Genomic DNA, 26,806 nt, shown 5'->3' with positions numbered 1-26,806 from the left:
CCTCGATTTTTATCAAATTATATTTTTTTATTATTAAATTCATCTTTAAGTTCATCAATTTTTGTATCTTTAGTATAAGGCGTTTTATTATTATATGATGCTTTCATCATTAAATGACTAGAAAGAGGGCCAGTAATTAAAATGAAAATAATGCCGAATATCAGTTGCATATTGGCGTATCCTTCTGTTCCAATAAAATATAAAAACGTTCCAAATAATAAAAATATAGCACCTAATGTTGCAGATTTACCTGCAGCATGACCGCGTGAATAGACATCTTTTAAACGAATAATACCAATAGCAGTAATTGCACTGATCAATGCACCTAAGATAATGAAAATGATGGCTAAACTAATGACGATTTTTGCTATCACGTTCAATCACCTTACCTTTATCTATAAATTTAGAGAATACTGCTGTACCTAAGAAAGCTAAAATACCAATAAGTAAAATAACTACAAGTAAGTATTGTGAGCCGATAAACACACTATATAATGCAACACACGCCATCAATTGTAAGCCAATAGCGTCTAATGCAAGGACGCGATCAGGTAAAGTGGGACCTTTAATAATACGAATAAACATTGCTAGCATCGATAATACTACGACAATTAAAGCAATAATAATAATTATTTTTACCATTAAGCTTCGCCCACCTCTCTCACTACTTTTTCAAGTGATGATTTAATACTTTCAACTTCTTCTTCTTTCGTACTAAAATCAATTGAGTGAATGTATATTTTAGTTCTATCATCACTAATACCTAAAACGACAGTTCCTGGTGTTAAAGTGATTAAATTAGATAATAAAACAATTTGCCAATCATGTTTTAAATCTGTGTGATAAATAAAGAAGCCAGGTTGATTTTTAAGTCTTGGCTGTAACACAATTTTGGATACATCAATATTGGCTTTCATTAATTCTATAAAAAAGACAACAATCAATTTAATGACTTTATAAACTCTTTTTAAATAAAAACTACCAGGCAATACTTTTTTAAATAAGTAAACAAGCCCAATTCCTATTAAAAATCCTAGTAAAAAGTTATTAAATGTATAACTGCCACTTAAAAACATCCATATAATAGCTAATATAATATTTAACACAAATTGAAGAGCCATTAGTATCTACCTCCTAATACACTTTTAATATAAACATTAGGATCATAGAAAGATTTAGCAGCTTCTGATATAAATGGATAAAGTGCATCAGCAGATAAACCAAATAGTACAGTAATGACAACGGCAATTACTGAAACGATTGTAGCTTGTTTTACATTTACTTTGTTATTCATTTTATATCCTTTAGGTTCACCAAAGAAACCATGTAGGAAAATACGAATCACAGAATAGAGTACGATTAAACTTGAAAGTAATACGATAATTGCACTGATATAAAATCCTTTTTCAAAAGCGGCTTTTACAATAAAGTATTTTCCATAAAATCCACTAAATGGGGGAATACCAGCCAAGCTTAAAGCTGCAATAAAGAAAGACCAACCAAGTATAGGATATGTCTTAATTAAACCACCGAATGACTTAAGATTTGATGTTTTGGTAATTTGATACATGACACCAATAATTAAGAAAAGTGCACTCTTAACTAACATATCGTGAATGGTATAATATATAGCACCTATAATTCCTAATTTACTCATCATAGCAACACCAACGAGTATGACACCTACTGCAATCATAATATTATATAAAATAATTTTTTTAATATCATAATAAGCAATGGCACCGATGGATCCAAATATAATCGTTAATAGTGCTAAGAATAAAATAGTATAGTGAGAAAAACTCATTGTGTTATGGAAGAAAAGACTAAGTGTTCTTAAAATAGCATAGACGCCAACTTTAGTTAATAAAGCACCAAAGAATGCAATGATAGCAAAAGGTGGTGCATAGTATGATCCAGGTAACCAAACATATAATGGAAAGACACCAGCTTTAGTTGCAAACACAAAGATGAACAAAATAAAGACAATACTTAATAATCCTTGATGTGAATGAGATAATTCATTAAGTTTTACGCTAATGTCAGCCATATTTAAAGTGCCGACAATTGAATATAATATACCAACAGCAATAACGAAAAATGTCGATGTTACAACATTAATCAGTAAATATTTTACTGTTTCTTGAAGTTGAATACGTGTACCACCTAATACAAGCAATGCATAAGATGACATTAAAAAGACTTCAAAGAATACGAAAAGGTTAAAAATATCTCCAGTAGTGAAAGCACCAATAATACCCACTAACATAAAGACGATTGAAAAATGAAAATAATAACGCTCTCTATCGATTCCGGCAGTTGAAAAAGAATAGATCGTAATGAGCAGAGTAATGATAATACTCGTTACAATCAACATTGCCCCTAACGTATCTAATAAAAAGATAATACCATATGGGGCTGGCCAAGAACCTAATTCTACTTTAAGAGGACCAAATTTACTAACATTAATTAAATTAACCATCGCTACAATCAAAGTTAAAACTAAACCTATCAATGTAACCGCACGCTTTAATGGATAGCGTTGTCCTAAAAAGATAAGAATAATAGCGGTAATAATTGGTATAACTAATGTAAGAACAACCATATTAGTTGCTATCATCACTAGGCACTCCTTTCATTTGTTCTATGTTGTCTGTGCCTAATTCTTTATATGTTCTAAAAGCTAAGACTAAGAAAAAAGCAGTAGTTGCAAATGCAATAACAATTGCAGTAAGTATTAATGCATGAGGGATTGGATCTACATAGTGATGAATATCTTTTTCATATATTGGCATTTCACCATGTTTCAATCCTCCCATAGTAATTAAAAATAAATTTGATGCATGTGTAATCAGCGTAGTTCCCATAATAATACGTATTAAACTTTTAGATAAAACGAGATAGACACTGATTGATGTAAGTATGCCACATACAATAATCATAATAATTTCCACTATTCGTTCTCTCCAATCGTTATAATAATAGTCATTACTGTACCAATTACTGCACACATAACGCCAAAGTCGAAGAACATTGGTGTATTCATATGAACAGGGTGTAGAAATGGTAATGGAATATTAAATTCTGTATGTGTAAAGAAATTTTTTCCGTAAAACCAACTTGCTATAGGCGTACTTACACAGAATAATAAACCAATACCAATTAAGATTTTAAAATCCCAAGGAAAGATTTTACGCATTGTTTTTATATCAAATGCAATCATAATAATGGTTAAAGCGGTTGATAGAAGCAATCCACCAACAAATCCTCCACCTGGTGTGTAATGTCCTGCTAAAAATAAAGTAATACCAAAAAGAGCAATTAAGAAAGCAATAATTACAGCTGAATACTGAAACATTAAATTGTTATTTTGTCTATTCATTGCTTTCCACCTCACTTGTTTTGTTACGTTTACTTCGTAATTTAATCATCGTGTAAACTGCAAGACCTGCAATACCTAATACAGAAGATTCAAATAAGGTATCCATTCCACGGAAGTCTACGAGAATAACGTTAACCATATTTTTACCATGTGCTAAGTCATAAACATGTGCCTTGTAATACTCTCCGATAGAAGAAAAATGTCTATTACCATAAGCGATAAGACCTAACATTGTCACTGCCAAACCAACACCAATAGAGATGATAGCATTCGTTAATTTAAATGATGTTTTTTCATTATAGCGATTTAAGTTAGGCAAGTGATAGAAACATAATAGAAATAGACCCGTTGAGATAGACTCAACAACAAATTGTGTTAAAGCTAAATCAGGTGCCTTAAAGAAAACAAATAAAACCGATACTGCATAGCCAACAACACTAAGCATAATAATACTAAATAAACGAGATGTTGCTGTAACAACTAAGAACGCTGAGATAGTAAGTATTATGATAATAATCATTTCATAGATGTGAATTGTATTTATATTTTTAAAATTAAAGCTAAACGGTACACTCACTAATGTGATGAGTGTTAACACAATTAATGTACCAAAAATAAAGACTAAACTGTCACGTACATACCCATTAACATAATAATTAGTTAGAGAAGCGGAATGATTTGGTAACCATTTGCCAGTAGTATCATACCAATAATTTAATTTTAAGTTGTCTGGTTGTGCTTTTAATAAACGAATCCAGTAATTGAACGTAAATAATAAGATAATACCTACAATCCAAATCGTTAAAGTAGAGATGAACGCAGGAGTAATACCATGGAACATATGGAATTCTGCATGTACGGTTGATATTCCACTTATGGCTTTAGTAGCTGGTTCGATTATAGAATGTGTTAATAGTCCAGGGAATAGTCCAAAAACAACAACTAGCGTTGCTAGAATTGCTGGTGAAATTAACATTAATAATGATGCTTCATGTGCTTTCTTAGGTAATAAATCAGAATGATATTTACCAAAGAATACATGTAGTACGAATTTAATTGAATATACAAATGTAAATATACTACCTACAATCGCTAAAATTGGAAAAATAATACCTAGAGTATTTAAACTAAATAGAGGTGCGTGTATAGCTTCTATCATAGCCTCTAAGAATTTTTCTTTTGATAAGAAACCATTAAATGGTGGCACACCTGCCATACTTAATGCTGTAATTACAGTAAGAGTAAAAGAAATTGGCATGATAGTAAGTAAACCGCCCAATTTTTTTACATCACGTGTGCCTGTCACATGATCAATGGCACCTGTAATCATAAATAATGCGCCTTTAAAGGTAGCATGGTTAATTAAGTGGAAAGCAGCTGCTGTAAAACCAGCAATATATAATTGACTTTCACTACCTTCAAAATGATAACTTATAGCTCCAATACCTAGCATAGACATAATCATTCCCAATTGTGAAACTGTAGAAAACGCTAGAATACCTTTCAAATCTTGTTGTTTCGTTGCATTTAATGAAGCCCAAAATAGTGTGATTAAGCCTACTAAAGTAATAGTCCATATCCATCCTTCTGATACCGCGAATAATGGGGTTAAACGTGCAACAAGATATAACCCTGCTTTAACCATCGTGGCTGAATGTAAATATGCACTGACAGGAGTAGGTGCCTCCATTGCATCAGGTAACCAAATGTAAAATGGCACTTGTGCAGATTTTGTGAAAGCTGCTAACATAATTAAAACCATTGCAAGTATAAAGAAAGAACTGTCTTGTATTTGAGATACATGATGGATTAAATAATGTAGACTTAATGATTGTCCTGCAAGTGAAATTAAGATTAATCCGCCAAGTAAACTAAGTCCTCCAAATACAGTAATAATCAGTGACTTTTGTGCTCCATATATAGAAGCCTTCTTTTCTCTCCAAAAAGAAATGAGTAAAAAACTTGAGAATGAAGTTAATTCCCAGAATAGATATAAGATAATGATGTTATCTGAGAGTACGACGCCTAACATTGCACCCATAAACAGTAATAAATAACAGTAAAAATTCCCTAATCGTTCAGATTTATCTAAATAACCGATTGAATAAAGAACTACTAAACTTCCAATGCCAGTTATAAGCAAACTAAAGAGTATACTTAAGCCATCAAGATAAATATCAAAATTCATACCAATATGTGGCATCCAATTGAAAGTTTTTATTACTGTATTACCTGACTGAGTAGTTGAAATATAAGTTAAAAAATAAATAAATAAGACAACAGGAACAGGTAATACAAACCATCCTAAATGAATCTTTTTAAAGAAACGATAAAGGATTGGAATAATGAGTGCGAATATTAACGGTAAAAGTACCGCAATATGTATCAAACTCACTATATTTTCCTCCTTCAAAAATTGTTATAAATTTTATTATACATGAATCAATTTATTCTGAAAAACTGTGAAAAGATGTAAAGTCAGCAATTTTACTTATCTTGTTAAATAGGAAGAAAGACGTAAAATGGACTAGAAAAAATTTTGTTTATATTGGATAGAATAGTCTTTTTTTAGACTGTTTAAATTGTCTAATGCCAATTTTGCGTATTCTGTGTGTTGTTGTTTTAATTCGTTTTCCATTTTAGTAATCGCTTGTTGTAAAGAATCTTCATATTTCATCTCTTCTACATTAAAATCTCTCAATTGTGAACGTGTTGCATAACGTTTTTCATAATGGCTTAAAGCACGTCTTTCATGAAAAAAAACACCTTCAGTTTCACCAGGATGATGTAAATCTCCTTGTTTAGGATGTTTAATGACTTGTTCAATTTGTACTAAAACTTGATGATCGCTATCTTCTTTAATCGTTACACCATAAGTACCTGTTTTGTGAGAGAATCGATATAACATGCTATATTACTTCCTTTCAAATATGTTAATATGTATCTATATCATCATAACATGAATGGAGAATTTAAATGACTAACTATCCACAGTTAAATAAAGAAATACAAGATAATGAAATTAAAGTAATTATGCATACAAATAAAGGAGATATGACATTTAAGCTGTTTCCTGAGATTGCTCCAAAAACAGTTGAAAATTTTGTGACACATGCAAAAAATGGATATTATGACGGCATTACATTCCATCGTGTCATTAATGATTTTATGATTCAAGGTGGAGACCCTACTGCTACTGGTATGGGAGGAGAAAGTATTTATGGAGGTTCATTTGAGGATGAGTTTTCATTAGAAGCATTTAATTTATATGGTGCACTTTCAATGGCAAATGCTGGTCCAAATACAAATGGTTCACAATTCTTTGTCGTTCAAATGAAAGAAGTACCAGATACAATGCTTAATCAACTTGTTGATGGCGGTTGGCCTGAACCAATTGCTAAAGCTTATGCAGAAAAAGGTGGAACACCTTGGTTAGATCAAAAACATACTGTGTTTGGTCAATTAATCGACGGTGAAACTACATTAGAAGATATTGCGAATACTAAAGTAGGGGCACAAGATAAGCCTGTACATGATGTTGTTATTGAATCTATTGATGTAGAAGACCAAAAAGCTTAATTCATCAATGAAATATCATTAAATAAAAAAGGTGAGCGTAAACTGTTTTAAATAAGACATTTACGCTCACTTTTTTTATTAAAAACGGACTTTTTAATGTAAATTTATGAAGAAGAAATATAAATTTCTAAAGAAATTAATTTTTTATTAGTTTATCGTTAGTCCAAGTATAGGATTTATGCTATTATTAATATGTTAAGAAAAACGAAATAAGGGGTTATCAAGTTGAATACTCACTATAAAGAAGGTCAGCATATTAAAGTGCGTGTGACTGGAATTCAACCGTATGGCGCTTTTGTTGAGACCCCTGACCATACTGAAGGACTTATCCATATTTCAGAGATTATGGATGATTATGTCCATAATCTAAAAAAATTTCTATCAGAAGGTCAAATTGTAAAAGCTAAAATCCTTTCTATAGACGATGAAGGAAAGCTTAATTTGTCACTTAAAGATAATGATTACTTTAAGAATTATGAACGAAAAAAAGAAAAACAGTCTGTATTAGATGAAATTAAAGAGACAGAAAAGTATGGGTTTCAAACGCTTGAAGAACGCCTACCGGTCTGGATTAAGCAGTCTAAACGTGCAATTCGTAATAATAATTGAATGACTGTCAACACGCTAAAACGTTACTTTTTTAAGTAACGTTTTTTATTATGTCAATATATTGCTAAATTTAAAAAGATGGTTAATGCATATAAGCATAAAAGTAGAGACATAAAAATGTTCATGTTATAGTTTGAAAATAATAAAACTAAAAGATTTAGAAAGGAATTACTTATGAATAATAAATATAAAAAATTATTTGAAACTGTTACATTACCAAACGGTGTATCATTAAGAAATCGCTTTGTACTTGCACCTTTAACACATACATCATCAAATGATGATGGTACCATTTCAGATGTCGAAATTTCTTACATTGAGAAACGTGCCAAAGATGTAGGTCTTGCAATTAATGCTGCAAGTAATGTAAATGATATTGGTAAAGCCTTCCCAGGCCAACCCTCTGTCGCACACGATTCAGATATCCAAGGTTTAAAACGCTTAGCGACAGCAATGAAGAAAAATGGCGCAAAAGCATTAGTCCAAATTCATCATGGTGGTGCACAAGCTTTACCTGAATTGACTCCTAATGGAGATGTTGTGGCACCAAGTCCCGTTTCAATGAAAAGTTTTGGTCAACAACAGGAACATCATGCGAGAGAAATCACTACTGAAGAAATCGAACAAACAATTAAAGATTTCGGTGAAGCTACACGCCGTGCCATTGAAGCTGGGTTTGACGGCGTAGAAATACATGGAGCGAACCATTACTTAATTCATCAATTCTTCTCTCCATACTATAATCGTCGTGAAGATGAATGGGGAGACCATTTAAAATTTCCACTTGCAGTGATTGATGAAGTATTAAAAGTTAAGGAAACTTATGCAAATAAAGATTTTATTGTAGGTTATAGATTATCACCAGAAGAAGCAGAATCGCCTGGTATTTCAATGGAACACACAGAAAAATTAATTAAAACAATTACGAAAAAAGCGATTGATTATGTTCATATTTCAATTATGGATATTCATTCACAAACACGTGAGGGTAAATATGAAGGAGAAGAACGTCTAAAACTTATCCATCAATGGGTAGATGGACGTATACCAGTCATTGGTATAGGTTCTGTATTTAGTGCTGATGATGCTTTAGATGCAGTAGAATCGACAGGCATTGAACTCGTAGCATTAGGTCGTGGCATTCTTCTAGATTATAACTTTGTCAATAAAATTGAAGAGGGTAAAGAAGAGGAAATCATCTCATACTTTGATCCAAATCGTGAAGATAAACATGCGTTACCACCAAATTTATGGGAACAATTTAATAAAGGATTTTATCCGTTACCTCGTAAAGATAAATAATTAATAAAATATGAAATAGTTTGGTAGTGAGACAGAATTCATTATGAATTTTGTCCACTACCTTTTTTTATTAAGAAAAAAAGATATATATTAAAATTTTAGCTAATAGAAATAATTTACTTGTAAAATGATAAGAGGATATGTCATTATGTTTGTAAGGGCTTTCATACATGAAGTTAGAGAGAATTTAATATTTTAAAATAGAGTTTCGAAAGCCAGTAAATATAGTGATTAGTTTTAATATAACAATAAGCAAAGGGGAGATATTATGACTAAATCTGAAAAAATAATTGAACTAACAAACCATTACGGTGCTCATAACTATGTGCCGCTACCAATTGTTGTTTCAGAAGCAAAAGGGATTTGGGTTACTGATCCAGAAGGTAATAAATATATAGATATGTTATCAGCATATTCAGCAGTTAACCAAGGTCATCGTCATCCAAAAATTATTCAAGCATTAAAACATCAAGCTGATAAAGTGACACTTGTCTCTCGTGCTTTTCATAGTGATAACTTAGGGGAATGGTATGGAAAAATTTGTAAATTAGCTGGTAAAGATAAAGCACTACCAATGAATACAGGTGCTGAAGCTGTTGAAACAGCCTTAAAAGCTGCACGTCGTTGGGCCTATGACGTTAAAGGTATTGAACCAAATCAGGCTGAGATTATTGCATTTAATGGGAACTTCCATGGTCGTACAATGGCCCCTGTATCTTTATCATCTGAAGCTGAATATCAACGTGGATATGGTCCTTTATTAGATGGTTTTCGTAAAGTTGATTTTGGCAATGAAACACAATTAAAAGAAGCAATTAATAAAAACACAGCAGCTGTTTTAGTTGAACCTATTCAAGGCGAAGCAGGCATTAATATTCCTCCAGAAGGTTATTTGAAAACCATTAGAGATTTATGTAATGAACATAATATTTTGTTTATCGCCGATGAAATTCAAGCTGGATTAGGACGATCTGGAAAATTATTTGCATGTGATTGGGATAATGTTAAACCAGATGTATATATTTTGGGTAAAGCACTTGGTGGAGGCGTCTTACCAATTTCAGTTGTATTAGCAGATAACGAGGTGCTTGATGTATTTACACCTGGTTCTCATGGTTCTACTTTTGGTGGTAATCCGCTTGCTTGTGCAGTGTCAATTGCGGCTTTAGATGTCATTATCGATGAAAATTTACCAGAACATTCAAATGAACTAGGTGAATATTTTAAATCAGAATTACAAAAGATTAATCACCCTGCAATTAAAGAAGTTCGTGGACGCGGGTTATTCATTGGTATGGAATTACACGAAAGTGCAAGACCATTTTGTGAAGCGTTGAAAGAAAAAGGTTTATTATGTAAAGAAACCCATGATACAGTAATTCGTTTTGCACCACCTTTGGTTATTACTAAAGAAGAATTAGATGAAGCACTAAATCGAATTAGAAGTGTATTTAAGTAAATAGATATGACGTAATATGGCATGATTTAATTTCTTTAAAAAGTATAGGCGTGTTACAATACTTATGAAAGCGAAAACATTTGTGAAAAAAAGAGGCGAAAGTGATTATGACTGAGAATAATAATTTAGTGACTTCTACACAAAGCATCATTAAAGAAGCATTGCATAAATTGGGATTTGATGATGGTATGTATGATTTAATTAAAGAACCATTAAGATTCTTGCAAGTACGTATTCCAGTACGTATGGACGATGGTACAGTTAAAACATTTACTGGATATCGTGCACAACATAATGACGCTGTAGGACCTACTAAAGGTGGCGTTCGTTTCCATCCTGATGTAGATGAAGAAGAAGTCAAAGCTTTATCAATGTGGATGACCTTAAAATGTGGCATTGTCAACTTACCTTATGGTGGAGGTAAAGGTGGTATTGTATGTGATCCACGTCAAATGAGTATTCATGAAGTAGAACGTTTATCACGAGGATATGTACGTGCGATTTCTCAATTTGTAGGACCAACTAAAGATATTCCTGCTCCAGATGTGTTTACAAATTCTCAAATTATGGCTTGGATGATGGATGAATATAGTGCTTTAGATAAGTTTAATTCTCCAGGTTTTATTACTGGTAAGCCAATTGTCTTAGGTGGCTCACAAGGACGTGATCGTTCTACTGCTCTTGGCGTAGTGATTGCTATTGAACAAGCTGCTAAGCGTAGAGGTAAAGAAATTAAAGGGTCACGTATTGTGATTCAAGGCTTTGGGAACGCTGGAAGTTTCTTAGCTAAATTTTTAAATGATATGGGCGCTAAAGTAGTTGGAATTTCAGACGCATATGGTGCATTACATGATCCTAATGGTTTAGATATCGATTACTTACTAGATCGTCGTGATAGCTTTGGTACTGTCACTAACTTATTTGAAGATACAATTTCAAATAAAGAATTATTCGAACTTGATTGTGATATTTTAGTACCGGCTGCAATTTCAAATCAAATCACAGAAGATAATGCACACGATATTAAAGCTGATATTGTTGTGGAAGCGGCAAATGGACCAACTACTCCAGAAGCTACACGTATTTTAACTGAACGTGATATTTTACTTGTACCAGATGTATTAGCAAGTGCAGGTGGCGTGACAGTATCTTATTTTGAATGGGTACAAAACAACCAAGGTTATTATTGGTCAGAAGATGAAGTAAATGAAAAATTACGGGAAAAATTAATCGAGGCTTTTGATACTATTTATGAATTAGCACAAAATAGAAAAATTGATATGAGATTGGCAGCTTATATCGTAGGAATTAAACGGACCGCTGAAGCAGCACGTTATCGTGGATGGGCGTAAATATAACTATTAAAAATGAACCTCTCAATGATGAGAAATATATACTCGTCATTGAGAGGTTTTTAATTAATAAAATTACTCGTTTGGAATGGTAGCTTTATATTTATCAGCAAAATTTGTAAATAGACCGTCAACACCATATTGGTTTAAACGTTGCATATCTGTAGTTTTATCTACTGTATAAGGATGAATTAGGAAACCTAAATCTTTTAAATGCTTAGTGTTTTCAGCGTTTAAACTAGTATAATCTGGGCCGACACCTATAGCATATGAGCGAATATGTTGTAAATCTGCTTCACTTTGTTGTTGCAATTCATTTTTATCAAGTAATTGAATCAATGGTACGCTTGAATCTAATTGGTGCATTTTTTGTAAACTTTCTTCTGAGAAAGATTGAATTAATATATGTCCATGATTTAAAGAGTTACCAGTTAACATGTGATGTTTTTTTAACGTTTCAAGTAGTTGTTCTTCCATACCTGGATATACATTAGGATTTTTAGTTTCAATATAATAATTAGCCTTTGTACCGTATCGAGATAAAATTTCATCTAGAGTAGGGACTTTAGCATTTTTATATTCTGGTTTCGCATATTCAGGGTGAGCATTGTTAAACCATGACCCAGCATCTAGTTGTTTAAGTTGTGCGAGTGTATAGTCTTCGACACGACCTGTACTGTTTGTTGTACGATCAACGGTTTCGTCATGCATTGCTACAAGTTGTCCATCTTTCGTACGTTGTAAGTCTAATTCAATATACGACGCCCCTAACTCATTATGACTTTTATCATATGCATGAAACGTATGTTCCGGTGCATAGCCACTTGCACCTCTATGAGCGATAGTCGTAAAACGTTCGCCAGTTAAGTTGGTCATCCAATTCGAATGATCTTGATTACGATGTTTACTAATCGCTACTGACGTATATTTATTTTGTGATTGATTAAACTGTTGATGTGCTGTAGCAGAATTAGAAGCATTGCTATGGTTGTTATGATTATTATTTGCTTCTACTGGATTATATAATGTTACTAAACCGATAGTGGCTATTGCTAAACTAGATATCATTGCTTTTTTAGAAACTTTCAAAAAACTCATCCTCTCAATTCAATTTAAAAATATATTAAAACTTTAGCAAAGAGAAGAAATTTTTCGAATGATTTTTTCAAAATTTTAGCAAAACTATTAATTTATTAACAATAAATATAGAGAAAGTTAAAATAATTAAATTAAATTTAACTAAAAATGAGTCTCGCCCAATTACTTTGTATGTATATGTAATTTTACAGTGAAATCTTTAAAAAAATAAGGCACTTTCGTATAATTTAATAAACAACACTAAACTAAATTAACGAAGTACCTTATGTATAAAAATTCTAACATGACTTCACTGACTCTACGAAAGGAAACTTCAGTACTTATTCTCACAAATGATGTGATCTTCACAAAATCAAACCCCTTCTTATAAAACGATTAAGCGATTTAGAGTTAATCCTCAAGTAGATGCTTTATTAGAATCTTTATTTATTCGATTCATAGTCATTTAATAATAGTATTCATTATTGTTTTAAAATATTTTCTGCAACGTTCAATTGATGACGAACAGCATCTTGGCCTGTAGAACCATAACTTTTTCTTCTATTTAAACAATTTTCTGGTTTTAAGTAATCATATACATCTTCTTCGATTTTATCATTTAATTCTTGATAACGTTCAAATGGTACATCTAATAAATAGATGCCTTGTTGAATACATTCAAAGACAATTTTTCCTACAATTTCATGTGCTGTTCTAAACGGTACATTTTTATCTACTAAATAATCTGCAAGTTCTGTTGCGTTAGAGAAATCTTGATGCACTGTTTCATTTAAACGATTTGTATTAACCGTTAACGTATTAAGCATGCCCTCAAAAATACGTAAAGAACCTTTCATCGTACGAACTGAATCAAATAAACCTTCTTTATCCTCTTGTAAGTCTTTATTATATGCAAGAGGCAAGCCTTTCAATGTGACAAGCATACTCATTAAATGTCCTGTCGTACGTCCAACTTTACCACGAATGAGTTCAGCCATATCTGGATTTTTCTTTTGAGGCATAATAGATGAACCAGTAGAAAATGCATCAGATAGTGTAATGAATTTCGCTTCATCCGTAGACCAAAAAATGATTTCTTCCGCAAAACGTGATAGGTGAGTCATTGTTAATGATATATTATGCAATGTTTCAATAATGTAATCACGATCACTCACTGCATCAAGACTATTTTCATAAATATATTCAAAACCAAGTAATTCTTGAGTTTCATGTCTATCGATAGGATGTGTAGTGCCACTCAATGCTGCAGCGCCAAGAGGAGATATATCAATACGTTTTAAACTATCTGCAAAACGTGTATAGTCTCTTTCCAACATCCAAAAATATGTCATGATATGATGAGCGAAAGAAATAGGTTGAGCACGTTGTAAGTGCGTATAACCTGGCATAATCGTTTCTACGTGAGATTTTGCTAGAGTTAAAATAGACTCTTGGAATGAACGAATAAGTGCTTGAATCTCAATGACCTGTTTTTTTACATAGAGATGTAAGTCTGTTGCTACTTGATCATTTCTGCTACGACCTGTGTGTAACTTGCCACCTGGATCGCCAATGCGTTGTATCAGTTCATGTTCAATATTTAAATGTATATCTTCTAAAGCGTGTTTAAATTCAATATTATGGTTATGAAAATCTGCCTGTATATCTTTCAAACCTTTTACGATAGCATTTTTTTCTTCTTCAGAAATAATGTTTTGGTGTGCAAGCATTGTTGCATGTGCAATACTACCTTGAATATCCTCATCTAAAAGCGTTTGGTCAAAGTCAATAGAAGCATTAAACGCATCTACCCACTCTTCAGGTTGTTGTTGAAAACGACCTCCCCATGCTTTATTACTCATTACTATAACCTCCATGTAAATAAGCATTTACTTGTGTTGGCAGTCCATAAATATCAATAAAGCCGACTGCAGCTGATTGATCAAAAGCATCTTCTTTAGTATAAGTTGCTAACTTTTCATCATAAAGTGTATAAGGCGATTTTCTACCATTAACAATAGCATTACCTTTAAATAATTTAACTCTAACATCTCCTTCAACATAGTGTTGAGTGCTATCGATGAATTGCTTTAGACTGTCTGTTAAAGGTGAGAACCATAAACCATTATATGTTTGTTCAGCAAATTGTTTTTCAATGACTGGTTTAAAATGCGCCACATCTTTAGTTAATGTTAATGTTTCTAAAGATTTATGAGCTTTTAATATAACTTCAGCACCTGGCGTTTCATATACTTCACGTGATTTTATACCAACTAAACGATTCTCTACGTGATCGATACGTCCGATACCATGTTTACCAGCTAAATCATTTAATGTTAGAATTAGCTGATCTAAATCATAGTCTTTATGGTTAAGTTGAACAGGAACACCATTTTTAAATGATAAGATAATTTCATCTGGTGTATCTGGTGTATCCTCTAATTCAGCAGTTAAATCATATGCATCTTTCGGTGGAGCAGCATAGGGATCTTCTAAAATACCACATTCATTTGCACGACCCCATAAATTTTGATCGATTGAATAAGGTGAATCATGATTAATACTTACAGGAATACCATGTTTGATTGCATAGTCGATTTCTTCTTCACGACTCCAGCCCCACTCTCTAACAGGAGCCAATGTTTTCAAATTAGGGTTAAGTGCTTTAATTGCTACTTCAAAACGTACTTGATCATTACCTTTACCAGTACAACCATGTGCAATACCGATTGACTTTGTTTGTTCAGCAATTTCTACTAATTTCTTCGCTATTAAGGGTCTTGAAAGCGCAGATACTAAAGGATAACTATTTTCATACATTAAATTTCCTTTTATTGCATAACTTACATAATCTTCACTAAATTCCTTAGTTGCATCAATAATATGACATTCGACGGCGCCCATGTCTAATGCTTTAGAATAAACAACATCTAAATCTTTACCTTCGCCAACATCTAAACATACTGCCACTACGTCATACCCTTTATCTATAAGCCATTTAACAGCTACACTAGTATCTAATCCACCTGAATAAGCTAAAACAATTTTATCTTTCATATTGTCACCTCAAAATTTTTCTGAAAATTAATATAATTCTATACTAACAGATTGTTTTTGAAAATAAAACCATTTTTTTACATATTTATACAAAATAAAGATAATTGGAATATTATTAATCATTTATTGTTATTTCTATATTCATTGAATATTACTACAACTAAAGAGTTGATTGCTATTTCAATTGTGTATTCATTACAAAGTAAAGTAATTCAATGATTCTAAAAAAAAAAACAGACTATTTTTTGAATAATTGAACTTGTTCATTGAATAGATAACTTAAAGTTAGTAAAATGAAACTAATTCATAAACATTGGAGGATCTATAAATGACTCATATTCAATTAGATTATGGCAAAACGTTAGAATTTTTTGGTCAACATGAACTTGATCAACAAAAAGATATTGTAAAAACAATTCATAAAACGATTCATGAAGGTACGGGTGCTGGAAGCGACTTTTTAGGTTGGGTAAATTTACCTGAAGATTACGATAAAGAAGAGTTTTCTAGAATTCAAAAAGCAGCGAAACATATTCAATCGAATTCAGATGTATTGGTAGTTATCGGAATTGGCGGTTCATATTTAGGTGCACGTGCTGCAATTGAAATGCTTACTTCATCTTTCCGTAACAATACAGAATATCCTGAAATTGTATTTGTAGGAAATCACTTATCTTCAAGTTATACACAAGAATTAGTGAATTACTTGTCTGATAAAGACTTTTCAGTAAATGTGATTTCTAAATCAGGAACAACGACTGAGCCTGCTGTAGCATTTAGATTGTTTAAACAATTAGTTGAAGAAAAATATGGTAAAGACGAAGCAAAAAAACGTATCTTTGCTACAACTGATAAAGTAAAAGGTGCATTGAAACAATTAGCAGATAATGAAAGTTATGAAACATTTGTTGTACCTGATGATGTAGGTGGTCGTTATTCAGTATTAACTGCGGTAGGATTATTACCAATTGCAACTGCAGGTATTGATATTGAAGCAATTATGAATGGAGCAAATAAAGCTCGTAAAGAACTATCATCTGAAAATTTAGAAGAGAATATTGCATATCAATATGCAACAATTCGAAATGTTCTTTATAGTAAAGGTTATACAACTGAGATGTTAATTAACTACGAACCATCTATGCAGTACTTTAATGAATGGTGGAAACAGTTATACGGTGAATCTGAAGGTAAAGACTTTAAAGGTATTTATCCTTCAAGCGCAAACTATACTACTGATTTACATTCATTAGGTCAGTATGTTCAAGAAGGACGCCGTTTCTTATTTGAAACTGTTGTAAAAGTAAATCAACCTAAACATGATATTACAATTGAAAAAGATGATGACGATTTAGATGGCTTAAATTATTTAGCTGGAAAAACAATCGATGAAGTTAATACAAAAGCATTTGAAGGTACATTATTAGCTCATACTGATGGTGGCGTTCCTAATATCGTTGTGAATATCCCACGTTTAGATGAAGAAACATTCGGTTATGTCGTTTACTTCTTTGAATTAGCTTGTGCGATGAGTGGCTATCAATTAGGTGTTAATCCATTTAATCAACCTGGCGTAGAAGCTTATAAACAAAATATGTTTGCTTTACTTGGTAAACCAGGTTATGAGGATAAGAAAAAAGAATTAGAAGAACGTTTATAATATCAACATAAATTTAAATAAAATAATCATTTAAAGCCTAGGACACGATGAGCTGTCTTAGGCATTTTTAATATATTGGCAGTCAATGACTCAATTGAATATATACTTATATCAATCTTTTTTAGCATATAGACTTTCATAAAAAGAAGTTTTTGTTTAACGTAAGATGGGGTCAAGAGAAAAGGATTGAATTCGTTGTGAATTCAGGCTCATTCTTTTTTAAAAGATTAATATGACTAATGTTAAATCTGTTATCTAGTACTTGTGACTGATTTCTTAGTGAATTAATAGTTTTTTTAAGAAAAGAGTGTAAAATAATTTTATACTCAATAGAGAATGATGAAATTTCAAGAAAGGATTTGATGATATAGTGTTTCATCAAATTGAACATTGGTTTAATGTGTTACAACAATTAGGATACTTTGCAGGTTTTATTATTCTCTATTTAAGAGCTATAATTCCTGTTTTTCCTTTAACTCTCTATGTCATCTTAAACGTTCATATTTATGGTTTTATTACAGGAACTATTATTAGTTGGTTAGGGATCGTCGCTGGAACATTTACTGTATTTTATTTTTGTAGGAAATTCGTTGATACATCTTTTATGCAAAGAGTTAAAGCAAAAAAAGGTGTGAAAAAACTCACACATTTTATAGATAAACAAGGTCTTGTTCCTATTTTTATATTAATGTGTTTTCCATTTACACCTAATACAGTAGTGAACTTTGTAGCTAGTTTTTCTCATATTAAAATGAAGAATTATTTTATTATTTTATTATTTTCAAAGCTTATTTCCATATCATTTTTAGCGGTGATGGGTAGAGAAGTGACTACATTTTTAACTCATCCTATAAGAGCAATTATTTTAATTATTGTTACTATAGTCATATGGTTTATTGGAAAAAGAGTTGAAAAACATTTTATGGGAACACATGAGGAGTGACATTTTGCGTCGAATTATAAGTACAAGTATATCCATTATTTTAGCAATTATTTTCGTGATGTTTATTCAAATTTTTTTACTAAGAAGCGCAATTGTTCATACTAATGAAATGGCCCCCACTCTAAATAAAAATGATTATGTAATGATTAATAAATTGAAAGTGACATTTAATTTATTAAATGAAGGGGATATTATTATGTATCGGCATCATAATCAAATTCATTTTAGTCGTATTATTGGGAAAGCAGGCGAATCGATAGAAATAAGGCATGGTAAATTATATAAAGATGATAGACAAGTGAATAAATATTATGCTAAAAATAGAGATATTAATGATTTCGCATTACGAGATTTAGAAAATACTGATGGGGATATTATTCCACCTGACTCATTTTTAGTGTTGAATGATTATAGTAATACATTAACTGATTCGAGAAGATATGGATTAATTAAAAAAAGTGATGTTATAGGAAATGTATGTCTAAGATATTATCCTTTTAGATCATTCAACTATGAGTTTAATAAATAGATGAGGTGTTATATTTGAAAAAAGAAATAACAGAATGGATTGTTGCGATAGCTGTAGGTTTATTGCTCGTATGGCTTGTAGTCACTTTTGTTGCCAAATCCTATACAATAAAAGGTGACTCAATGGATCCAACATTAAAAGATGGGCAACATGTGATGGTTAACATTTTAGGTTATAAGGTAGGAAACATAAAAAAAGGAAATGTTATTGTCTTCCATGCTAATCAATCTGATGACTATGTTAAAAGAGTAATAGGCGTACCAGGAGATAGTGTGACATATAAAAAAGATCAGCTATATATTAATGGGAAAAAGGTAAATGAGCCTTACTTAGACTATAATGAAAAACATAAACAAGGAGAGTACATTACAGGATCTTTTGAAACTAAGGATCTTCTTAATGCTCATCCTAACTCTAACGTTATTCCTAAAAATAAATACTTAGTATTAGGAGATAACCGTGAAGTTAGTAAAGATAGTAGAGCGTTTGGATTAATAGATAAACAACAAATCGTCGGTAAAGTATCATTTAGATTTTGGCCATTAAATGATTTTAAATTTAATTTTAATCCAGATAAGTAGGATATCAATTTAAAAATGAAAGTAGAATGTCAATTCAGGTGAATTCGCATTCTACTTTTATTTTATCTACTTTACTTTTTAAGAACGTATGTTCCGTGGTAAAATGAGTTTAAAGGAGCGTGTAGATAATGGAATTAAATACATATCTTGGAAGAGCTGGTACCGGTAAATCGTATCATATGATTAAAAATATTAAACAACAAATGAAAGAAAATCCTCTTGGAGATCCTATCATTTTAATTGCACCTACCCAAAGTACGTTTCAATTGGAGCAATCTTTCGTAAATGATCGAGAGTTAAATGGGAGTTTAAGAACGGAAGTTTTACATTTTGAGCGTTTGAGCTATAGAATCTTTCAAGAACTCGGAGGATTAACTGAAACACGTTTAACTAAAGCAGCTATTGAAATGATGATATTCAATATCGTTCAACAACACAAATCAGAAATGAAATTATATCAATCTCAAGCAGATTATTATGGTTTTAGTGAAAAATTAAGTGAACAAATCCAAGATTTTAAGAAATATTCTGTAACACCTCATCAACTTGACTTATTTTTAGAAGATAATGAATTACAAACAAGAACCCGACATAAACTAGAAGATATTTCGCTTATTTATCATTATTTTGAAGAACGATTAAATGGAGAATTTATTACCGCTGAAGACAGTCTTAATTATTTTATTGAAATAATGCACAAATCTGAGTGGATTAAGCATGCTGATATTTATATAGATGGATTTTATAACTTTTCAACACTTGAATATCAAATTATTAAAGCATTAGTACAAAATGCTAAACAAGTTACTATATTATTAACTACAGATGGTAATGAAGATCACTTTAGTATGTTTAGAAAACCTTCTGACGTACTTATTCACTTAAAAGAAATTGCAAATGAATTACATATACCTTTAAATGAACATTATTTTACAACACCATATCGTTTCAAAAATAAGGATTTATTACAATTAGAACAACAATTTGACGCACTTCAAGTTAATCCAACTCAATCCCATAGTTATATTGATTTACTTGAGTCATCGAATATGAGAGAAGAAGTTAATGAAATAGCACGACGTATTATTAAAGATACACGTGATAAACACTTTAGATATCAAGATATTGCAATTTTATATAGAGATGAAACATATGCCTATCTATTTGAATCTATTTTGCCACAATATGATATTCCTTATAATATTGATACTAAAAAATCGATGACACATCATCCTATAATGGAAATGATACGTTCTTTATTAGAAGTTATCCAAAGTAATATGGGACTTAGTCCAATGATGAGACTATTTAAAACCAATATTTTATCTCATCAATTTAAAAATAGTAGTTACTTAATTGATCTATTAGAAAACTTTGTCATTGAACGAGGTATTTACGGTAAAAAATGGTTAGATGATAAATTGTTTAATATCGATAATTTTACAAAAATGGGACGTAAAGCGCATCAATTAACTGAAGAAGAAAAAGAAGCATTTGAAGACGTCGTACGCTTAAAGGATGATGTTGTAAATAAAATACTTCGTTTTGAACAAGCCATGCTTCACTCTAAAAATGTTAGAGATTATGCAACTGCATTTTATGAAACAATGGAAGCTTTTGATTTGCCTAAATATTTAATGGCCCACCGTGATGAACTAGATTTAAAAGGAGACCATGAGAAAGCAGAAGAAATTGACCAATTATGGAATGGATTAATACAAATATTAGATGATTTAGTCACAGTATTTGAAGAAGAAGAAATGAGTTTAAATCGATTCTTAGAAGTATTTGACATTGGACTTGAGCAACTTGAATTTGTAATGATTCCTCAAACATTGGATCAAGTTAGCATAGGGACTATGGATTTAGCAAAAGTTGATAATAAAAAACACGTCTATATGGTTGGGATGAACGATGGAGTGATGCCACAGCCCTTGTCATCTTCAAGCTTAATCACTGATGAAGAAAAACGTTTGTTAGAGGAACGAGGAAGTGTTGAATTAAGTCCAACCTCTGATATCTTACAAATGGATGAAGCATTTGTATGCTACATTGCTATGACACGTGCATGTGAACAAATGACTTTTTCATATAGTCTTATGGGGATGCAAGGAGATGAAAAAGAGAAAAGTCCATTTTTAAATCAGATTCAAGCACTGTTCAGTAATTTGGATATCAAAAATATTCATTATCTTCATTATGCTTATCCTCTTACATTAATGGAACATCCACATCAAACTAAAATTCATTTATTTGAAGCATTGAAATCGTGGTTGGAAGAAGAAGCGGTAGCAGATACGTGGCTTGATGCTTATAAAGTTATAAGTGAAAATGAAGAATTAAATGACAGTATAAACTATTTATCAACAGCTTTAACATATGATAATGAAACCATTCAACTCACACCACAATTGTCAGAAGCATTATATGGAACGTCTATTAATGCTAGTGTTTCACGATTTGAAGGTTATAATGATTGCCCATTCCAACATTATGCTACTTATGGCCTTCGTCTAAATGAACGTACCAAATATCAACTTGAAAGTTTTGATTTAGGTAATATTTTTCATAATGCTTTAAAATATATTTCGGATAAAGTAAATGGAGAATTTAGTCAATTGGATAATCAGAAAATCCATGCACTTACTGAAGAAGCTCTACAACATGTCTTACCACAAGTGCAATTTAATTTAATGGATTCCAATGCATATTATCGTTATGTATCTAAACGTATAGGTGTCATTGTTGAAAGTACGTTAAAGGCACTTCGTTATCAAAATGAGAATACAAAATTTAGACCAAAACGTTTTGAAACTGCTTTTAGAAAGAAACCAAGAACGGAAGAAGAGTTGATTGCACATCCCTTAATGACGACACAAGGGATACCGATTCATATTCGTGGACAAATTGATCGTATCGATGCTTATACAAAAAATAATACAAGTTTTGTAAATATTATAGATTATAAATCATCTAATCATAGCGCCAATTTAAATTTGAAAAAAGTTTATTATGGTAAACAGATGCAAATGATGACGTATATGGATATCGTATTACAAAATTCAGAGCGGCTTGGTTTAAGTTCAGAGGTTAAACCAGGTGGATTGTTATATTTCCACATTCATGATGAACGTTTGAAATTTGAAAAATGGGGCGATTTAACTGAAGAGGCATTGAATAAGGAAAATATTAATCAAGCTATTCTAAAAGAATATAAATTAAAAGGATTAATCAATAGTGATGCTGAAGTTATAGATGCTATGGATATAAGACTTAACGAGATATCTAAATCAGATATTGTACCCGTGACATTAAAAAAAGATGGAGGTATTAGTGCACGGGGAAGCCAAGTTGCTGATGAAACAACGATTCATAAATTTATTCAACACAATAAAAATAATTTTATTGAGACTGCTTCAAATATTATGGATGGTCACACAGAAGTAGCTCCACTTAAATTTGAAGACAAATTACCATGTGAATTTTGTAGTTTCCAGTCAGTATGTCACGTAGATAGTCTTATTGATAGTAAACATTATCGCCATGTAGATGAATCGATTAATCCAATTCAAGCAATTCAAGAGGTCGAATTAGAAAGCGGTGAGGACAATGAATAATATTCCAGTAAAACCTAAAGATGCACAATGGACGGATGCACAGTGGAACAGTATATATGCAAAAGGACAAGATATACTAGTTGCAGCAGCTGCTGGCTCGGGAAAAACAGCTGTTCTAGTTGAACGTATTATTCAAAAAATCTTAAGAGACGAAGTAGATGTTGATAAATTACTTGTAGTAACATTTACGAACTTAAGTGCTAGAGAGATGAAACATCGTGTAGAACAACGTATTCAACAAGCTTCATTAGAGGATCCTAAGAATGAACACTTAAAAAGTCAACGTATAAAAATACATCAAGCTCAAATTTCTACACTGCATAGTTTTTGTTTAAAAGTGATTCAACAACATTATGATGTTATCCAACTAGACCCTAATTTTAGAACGATTAGTGAAGTTGAAAATGTACTTTTATTAGAGCAATCAATTGATGAAGTACTAGAACATCATTATGAAGATCCTGATATTGAATTTTTGACTTTAGTCGAACAACTATCAAATTATAGAAATGACGATGGATTTAGAGAAATTTTAAAACGATTTTATTATTTTAGTATAGCTAATCCTTCACCATTTAAATGGTTAGATTCATTAGTCGATCCTTACGAGAATGATGAGAAGCAACAAGACTACCTTAAAGAATTAAAAATACTTGCAGAAATATATATGAAAGCAGCATTTGACTCACTTCTTGAAGCAGAAAATCTTTTATCCCATTGTAATGCTGTTGAAAAACATTTAGAAGTTGTTCAAAGAGAGAAAATGATATGCCAAAGAATATTAGAAGATGGTGTTTTGAATAGAGATGCACTTCTTAATCATACACCTGAAAAGTTTCCACAAATGTCATCAAAAATAAAAAAAGAAAATGAAGATTTAGAGACACTTGAAGATATTAAATCTTTCTATAAAGAATATAATGAAACCATTCAAAATGTAAAAAATAAATATTTAATGCGTTCAGTAGATGAACTTAAAGACGATATGAAACAGTTAGCGCCTCGGATAAAATATTTAGTTCAAATCATTAAAGATATCATTAATGATTTTGCTAAGAAAAAACGTAGTAGAAATGTACTAGATTTTGCAGATTATGAACATTTTGCCTTACAAATATTAACAGATGAAAACGGGACGCCTTCTACTATCGCTAAAGAGTATCGTCATCAATTTGAAGAAATACTTATTGATGAATATCAAGATACCAATCAGGTACAAGAGGCAATTATATCTACTATCAAACGTGGTGATGAATTAGATGGCAACTTATTTATGGTGGGAGATGTAAAGCAATCTATTTATAAGTTTAGGCAAGCGGATCCTACATTGTTTATGAGTAAATATCATCGATTCACTAAAGAAGGGCAACAAACGGGACTTCGAATTGACTTATCTAATAACTTCCGCTCAAGAAAGGAAGTACTTTCAACGACTAATTATCTTTTTGATCATATGATGGATGAAGCGGTTGGAGAAATTAATTATGATGCCGATGCACGTTTATATTTCGGAGCTCATTATTATCCAGAAAAAGCAATGCCACTCGAATTACATGCGCTTATTAAATCTGAAAATGAGGACACAGACTTAGATAGACAAGAACAAGAAGCATATTATGTAGTTGAACAAGTAAAGCATATCCTTGACAATAAACTCGTTTATGATGCGAAAAACAATGCCTATCGTAAAGCAACTTATAAAGATATTGTTATTTTAGAACGTGGAATGAGTAATGCTAGACGTTTGCAAAAAGTATTTAAAGATAATAATATTCCGTTCCATGTTAATAGTAAGGAAGGTTATTTTGAACAAACGGAAGTACGACTAGTACTATCGTTTCTTAGAACGATTGATAACCCATTGCAAGATATTTATCTAGTTGGGTTAATGCGCTCTGTTATTTATCAATTTACTGAAGATGAACTTGCTGAAATTCGAGTAGTCAGTTCAAACGATGATTACTTTTATCAATCAATTTTACACTATATAAAATATGATCAAGCTAACGCACAATTAGTTAATAAATTACGTCGTTTTATTGAAGATATACATTTATATCAAGATTATGGGCAAACACATCCTGTGTATCAGTTAATTGATAAGTTCTATAATGATCATTATGTCATTCAATATTTTAGTGGACTGATTGGTGGTAAAGGCAGACGCGCTAATCTTTTTGGATTGTTTAATAAAGCAATAGAATTTGAAAATTCTACGTTTAGAGGACTTTATCAATTTATAAGATTTATCGATGAATTGATAGAGCGTAAAAAAGATTTTGGTGAAGAAAATGTGATAGGACCTAATGATAATGTAGTTCGAATGATGACAATTCATAGTAGTAAAGGTTTAGAGTTTCCATATGTTATTTATTCTGGTCTTTCTAAGAATTTTAATAAAGAAGATATTCGGAAACCTTTAGTATTAAATCAAAAATATGGTTTAGGAATGGAGTACTATGATTTAACAGACAATATTTCTTATCCATCACTTTCATCTGTAGTTGTTAAATCATTAACAGAAAAAGAATTGATTTCTGAAGAGATGCGTTTAATGTATGTGGCATTAACTCGTGCAAAAGAACAGCTCATTCTAATCGGAACGGTAGATAAAGAAGAAAAGTTAAGAAAGTATGAACGTTTGCCTATTTCAAATCAACTCATTGCACTTCATAAAAGATTATCAGTAGAACGACCTTTTAATCTGGTATATAGTATTTTAGCGAAACACTTATCTCAATCTATCACATCTGATTATCAATTTGAGACATCTATCAATCAATTAGATGACAGCTTGAAACCATATGTAGATTTGAAAATTATTCATTTCGATGAATTATCTTTAATAGGTGATTCAAATGAGACATTACATCGAACTATCAATGATATTGAAGAAGAGGCTCCGAATAATAAAGAAAACGAACAACAAATGATTCATCAATTAACGTTTAAGTATCCATTTATAAAAAATACTCAAAAGCCATCAAAACAATCTGTATCTGAATTAAAACGTCAATTAGAAACTAAAGAAGATGGAACAAGTTACGATAGGGTAAGACAATATCGCATTGGTGCTTATACTTATGAACGTCCTAAATTCTTAAGAGAAGAAAGAAAACGTAAAGCTAATGAAATTGGTACATTGATGCATACCGTCATGCAGCATCTTCCATTTAGAGAACAACGATTAACTGAAACAGAGTTAGATGACTATATTCATATGTTAATTGATCAACACATTATTGAAGAAGACGCTAAAAAAGATATCCAATTTGAAAGAATTATGGAATTTATTCGTAGTGACTTATATATGAAAATTGCACAAGCTGATGAAGTATACAGAGAGTTACCGTTTGTAGTTAACCAAGCACGTGTAGATGAAATACCAGATTTAGATGAAGATGTCTCCATTATCCAAGGTATGATTGATTTGATTTTTATTAAAGATAATCAATATTATTTTGTAGATTACAAAACAGACGCTTTTAATCGAAGAAGAGGGCTGACGGATCAAGAAATTGGAATACAATTACGTGATAAGTATAAAATTCAAATGAAATATTACAAAAACACCTTAGAAACAATACTAAATAAAAGAGTGAACGGCTATTTATATTTCTTCCAATTCGGTGAAATGAGCATTGAAGATGCTTTATAAT

The 26,806-nt window shown here is 31.3% G+C and carries 22 protein-coding genes; 11 read left to right on the top strand and 11 right to left on the bottom strand.

From position 1 onward, the window contains the following. Positions 1-17 precede the first annotated feature (17 nt). The 8 genes from HMPREF3131_RS04050 to kapB all read right to left on the bottom strand — a co-directional run bounded on the left by HMPREF3131_RS04050 (position 18) and on the right by kapB (position 6,290). On the bottom strand, positions 18-374 hold the full coding sequence (locus HMPREF3131_RS04050) for a Na+/H+ antiporter subunit G1 (RefSeq protein WP_002448137.1): 357 nt from the start codon (positions 372-374) through the stop codon (positions 18-20). Continuing rightward, positions 352-642 carry a Na(+)/H(+) antiporter subunit F1 gene (locus tag HMPREF3131_RS04045; protein WP_070436477.1) on the bottom strand — a complete coding sequence of 97 codons (291 nt, stop codon included), beginning with the start codon at positions 640-642 and terminating at the stop codon, positions 352-354. The genes HMPREF3131_RS04050 and HMPREF3131_RS04045 overlap by 23 nt, the downstream gene beginning before the upstream one ends. Continuing rightward, entirely contained in the window at positions 642-1,121 is a 480-nt protein-coding gene (locus tag HMPREF3131_RS04040) for a Na+/H+ antiporter subunit E (RefSeq protein WP_002448220.1), read from the bottom strand. Before HMPREF3131_RS04040 ends, HMPREF3131_RS04045 begins: the two co-directional genes overlap by 1 nt. Then, the gene (locus HMPREF3131_RS04035) at positions 1,121-2,620 is read right to left on the bottom strand and encodes a Na+/H+ antiporter subunit D (protein WP_002455550.1); all 1,500 of its coding nucleotides are present in this window, start codon (positions 2,618-2,620) and stop codon (positions 1,121-1,123) included. Before HMPREF3131_RS04035 ends, HMPREF3131_RS04040 begins: the two co-directional genes overlap by 1 nt. Beyond that, positions 2,607-2,954, bottom strand: a complete 348-nt coding sequence (gene mnhC1, locus HMPREF3131_RS04030; protein ID WP_002448250.1) for a Na+/H+ antiporter Mnh1 subunit C — start codon at positions 2,952-2,954, stop codon at positions 2,607-2,609. Before mnhC1 ends, HMPREF3131_RS04035 begins: the two co-directional genes overlap by 14 nt. Then, positions 2,954-3,382, bottom strand: coding sequence for a Na(+)/H(+) antiporter subunit B (locus tag HMPREF3131_RS04025; RefSeq protein WP_070436476.1), 429 nt, complete (start codon positions 3,380-3,382; stop codon positions 2,954-2,956). The genes mnhC1 and HMPREF3131_RS04025 overlap by 1 nt, the downstream gene beginning before the upstream one ends. Further along, complete coding sequence (locus HMPREF3131_RS04020; RefSeq protein ID WP_070436475.1) at positions 3,375-5,777, bottom strand: Na+/H+ antiporter subunit A; 2,403 nt, start codon at positions 5,775-5,777, stop codon at positions 3,375-3,377. Before HMPREF3131_RS04020 ends, HMPREF3131_RS04025 begins: the two co-directional genes overlap by 8 nt. Positions 5,778-5,909: 132 nt before the next feature. After that, positions 5,910-6,290 (bottom strand): sporulation phosphorelay system protein KapB, encoded by a 381-nt coding sequence (gene kapB, locus HMPREF3131_RS04015; RefSeq protein ID WP_002448064.1) that lies wholly within the window; start codon positions 6,288-6,290, stop codon positions 5,910-5,912. Between the two features lie 68 nt (positions 6,291-6,358). Here kapB and HMPREF3131_RS04010 point away from each other — a divergent pair, with 68 nt between their 5' ends. The 5 genes from HMPREF3131_RS04010 (at position 6,359) to HMPREF3131_RS03990 (ending at position 11,683) form a co-directional block, all read left to right on the top strand. Next, complete coding sequence (locus tag HMPREF3131_RS04010) at positions 6,359-6,961, top strand: peptidylprolyl isomerase (RefSeq protein ID WP_002488356.1); 603 nt, start codon at positions 6,359-6,361, stop codon at positions 6,959-6,961. 225 nt (positions 6,962-7,186) lie between these two features. Then, positions 7,187-7,570, top strand: coding sequence for a S1 domain-containing post-transcriptional regulator Ygs (gene ygs, locus HMPREF3131_RS04005; protein WP_002455545.1), 384 nt, complete (start codon positions 7,187-7,189; stop codon positions 7,568-7,570). A 174-nt stretch (positions 7,571-7,744) separates the two neighbouring features. Next, positions 7,745-8,872 carry an NADH-dependent flavin oxidoreductase gene (locus HMPREF3131_RS04000; protein WP_002488325.1) on the top strand — a complete coding sequence of 376 codons (1,128 nt, stop codon included), beginning with the start codon at positions 7,745-7,747 and terminating at the stop codon, positions 8,870-8,872. Positions 8,873-9,140: 268 nt separating this feature from the next. Continuing rightward, on the top strand, positions 9,141-10,331 hold the full coding sequence (locus tag HMPREF3131_RS03995; RefSeq protein WP_070436474.1) for an ornithine--oxo-acid transaminase: 1,191 nt from the start codon (positions 9,141-9,143) through the stop codon (positions 10,329-10,331). A gap of 107 nt (positions 10,332-10,438) precedes the next feature. Further along, positions 10,439-11,683 (top strand): Glu/Leu/Phe/Val family dehydrogenase, encoded by a 1,245-nt coding sequence (locus tag HMPREF3131_RS03990; RefSeq protein ID WP_002448212.1) that lies wholly within the window; start codon positions 10,439-10,441, stop codon positions 11,681-11,683. Positions 11,684-11,758: 75 nt separating this feature from the next. On the opposite strand, the gene HMPREF3131_RS03985 is transcribed toward HMPREF3131_RS03990, so the two are convergent. The 3 genes from HMPREF3131_RS03985 to HMPREF3131_RS03975 all read right to left on the bottom strand — a co-directional run bounded on the left by HMPREF3131_RS03985 (position 11,759) and on the right by HMPREF3131_RS03975 (position 15,817). Further along, the gene (locus HMPREF3131_RS03985) at positions 11,759-12,781 is read right to left on the bottom strand and encodes a glycerophosphodiester phosphodiesterase (protein WP_371106360.1); all 1,023 of its coding nucleotides are present in this window, start codon (positions 12,779-12,781) and stop codon (positions 11,759-11,761) included. A 461-nt stretch (positions 12,782-13,242) separates the two neighbouring features. Then, a complete protein-coding gene (gene argH, locus HMPREF3131_RS03980) occupies positions 13,243-14,622 on the bottom strand; it encodes an argininosuccinate lyase (RefSeq protein ID WP_002455540.1) in 1,380 nt (459 codons plus the stop codon). Next, positions 14,615-15,817, bottom strand: a complete 1,203-nt coding sequence (locus HMPREF3131_RS03975; protein WP_061544371.1) for an argininosuccinate synthase — start codon at positions 15,815-15,817, stop codon at positions 14,615-14,617. Before HMPREF3131_RS03975 ends, argH begins: the two co-directional genes overlap by 8 nt. A gap of 328 nt (positions 15,818-16,145) precedes the next feature. Between HMPREF3131_RS03975 and HMPREF3131_RS03970 the strand changes: the two genes are divergently transcribed. The 6 genes from HMPREF3131_RS03970 to addA all read left to right on the top strand — a co-directional run bounded on the left by HMPREF3131_RS03970 (position 16,146) and on the right by addA (position 26,805). Continuing rightward, positions 16,146-17,477: a glucose-6-phosphate isomerase gene (locus tag HMPREF3131_RS03970; RefSeq protein WP_061544372.1), complete on the top strand. Its 1,332-nt coding sequence runs from the start codon at positions 16,146-16,148 to the stop codon at positions 17,475-17,477. A 367-nt stretch (positions 17,478-17,844) separates the two neighbouring features. Then, complete coding sequence (locus HMPREF3131_RS03965; protein WP_037555865.1) at positions 17,845-18,420, top strand: TVP38/TMEM64 family protein; 576 nt, start codon at positions 17,845-17,847, stop codon at positions 18,418-18,420. Positions 18,421-18,424: 4 nt separating this feature from the next. After that, positions 18,425-18,949 (top strand): signal peptidase I, encoded by a 525-nt coding sequence (gene lepB / locus HMPREF3131_RS03960; protein ID WP_061544373.1) that lies wholly within the window; start codon positions 18,425-18,427, stop codon positions 18,947-18,949. 14 nt (positions 18,950-18,963) lie between these two features. Further along, complete coding sequence (gene lepB / locus HMPREF3131_RS03955) at positions 18,964-19,530, top strand: signal peptidase I (RefSeq protein ID WP_049335139.1); 567 nt, start codon at positions 18,964-18,966, stop codon at positions 19,528-19,530. Positions 19,531-19,658: 128 nt separating this feature from the next. Further along, on the top strand, positions 19,659-23,147 hold the full coding sequence (gene addB, locus HMPREF3131_RS03950) for a helicase-exonuclease AddAB subunit AddB (protein WP_070436472.1): 3,489 nt from the start codon (positions 19,659-19,661) through the stop codon (positions 23,145-23,147). Next, positions 23,140-26,805: a helicase-exonuclease AddAB subunit AddA gene (addA, locus tag HMPREF3131_RS03945; protein WP_070436471.1), complete on the top strand. Its 3,666-nt coding sequence runs from the start codon at positions 23,140-23,142 to the stop codon at positions 26,803-26,805. The genes addB and addA overlap by 8 nt, the downstream gene beginning before the upstream one ends. The last annotated feature ends 1 nt before the right edge of the window (position 26,806 follow it).

Origin of the sequence: Staphylococcus sp. HMSC14C01 (assembly GCF_001808085.1) — a bacterium.
Lineage (GTDB): Bacteria > Bacillota > Bacilli > Staphylococcales > Staphylococcaceae > Staphylococcus > Staphylococcus hominis.
Note: the sequence above shows the minus strand (reverse complement) of the source record. Positions and strands in the feature narration are given on the sequence as shown.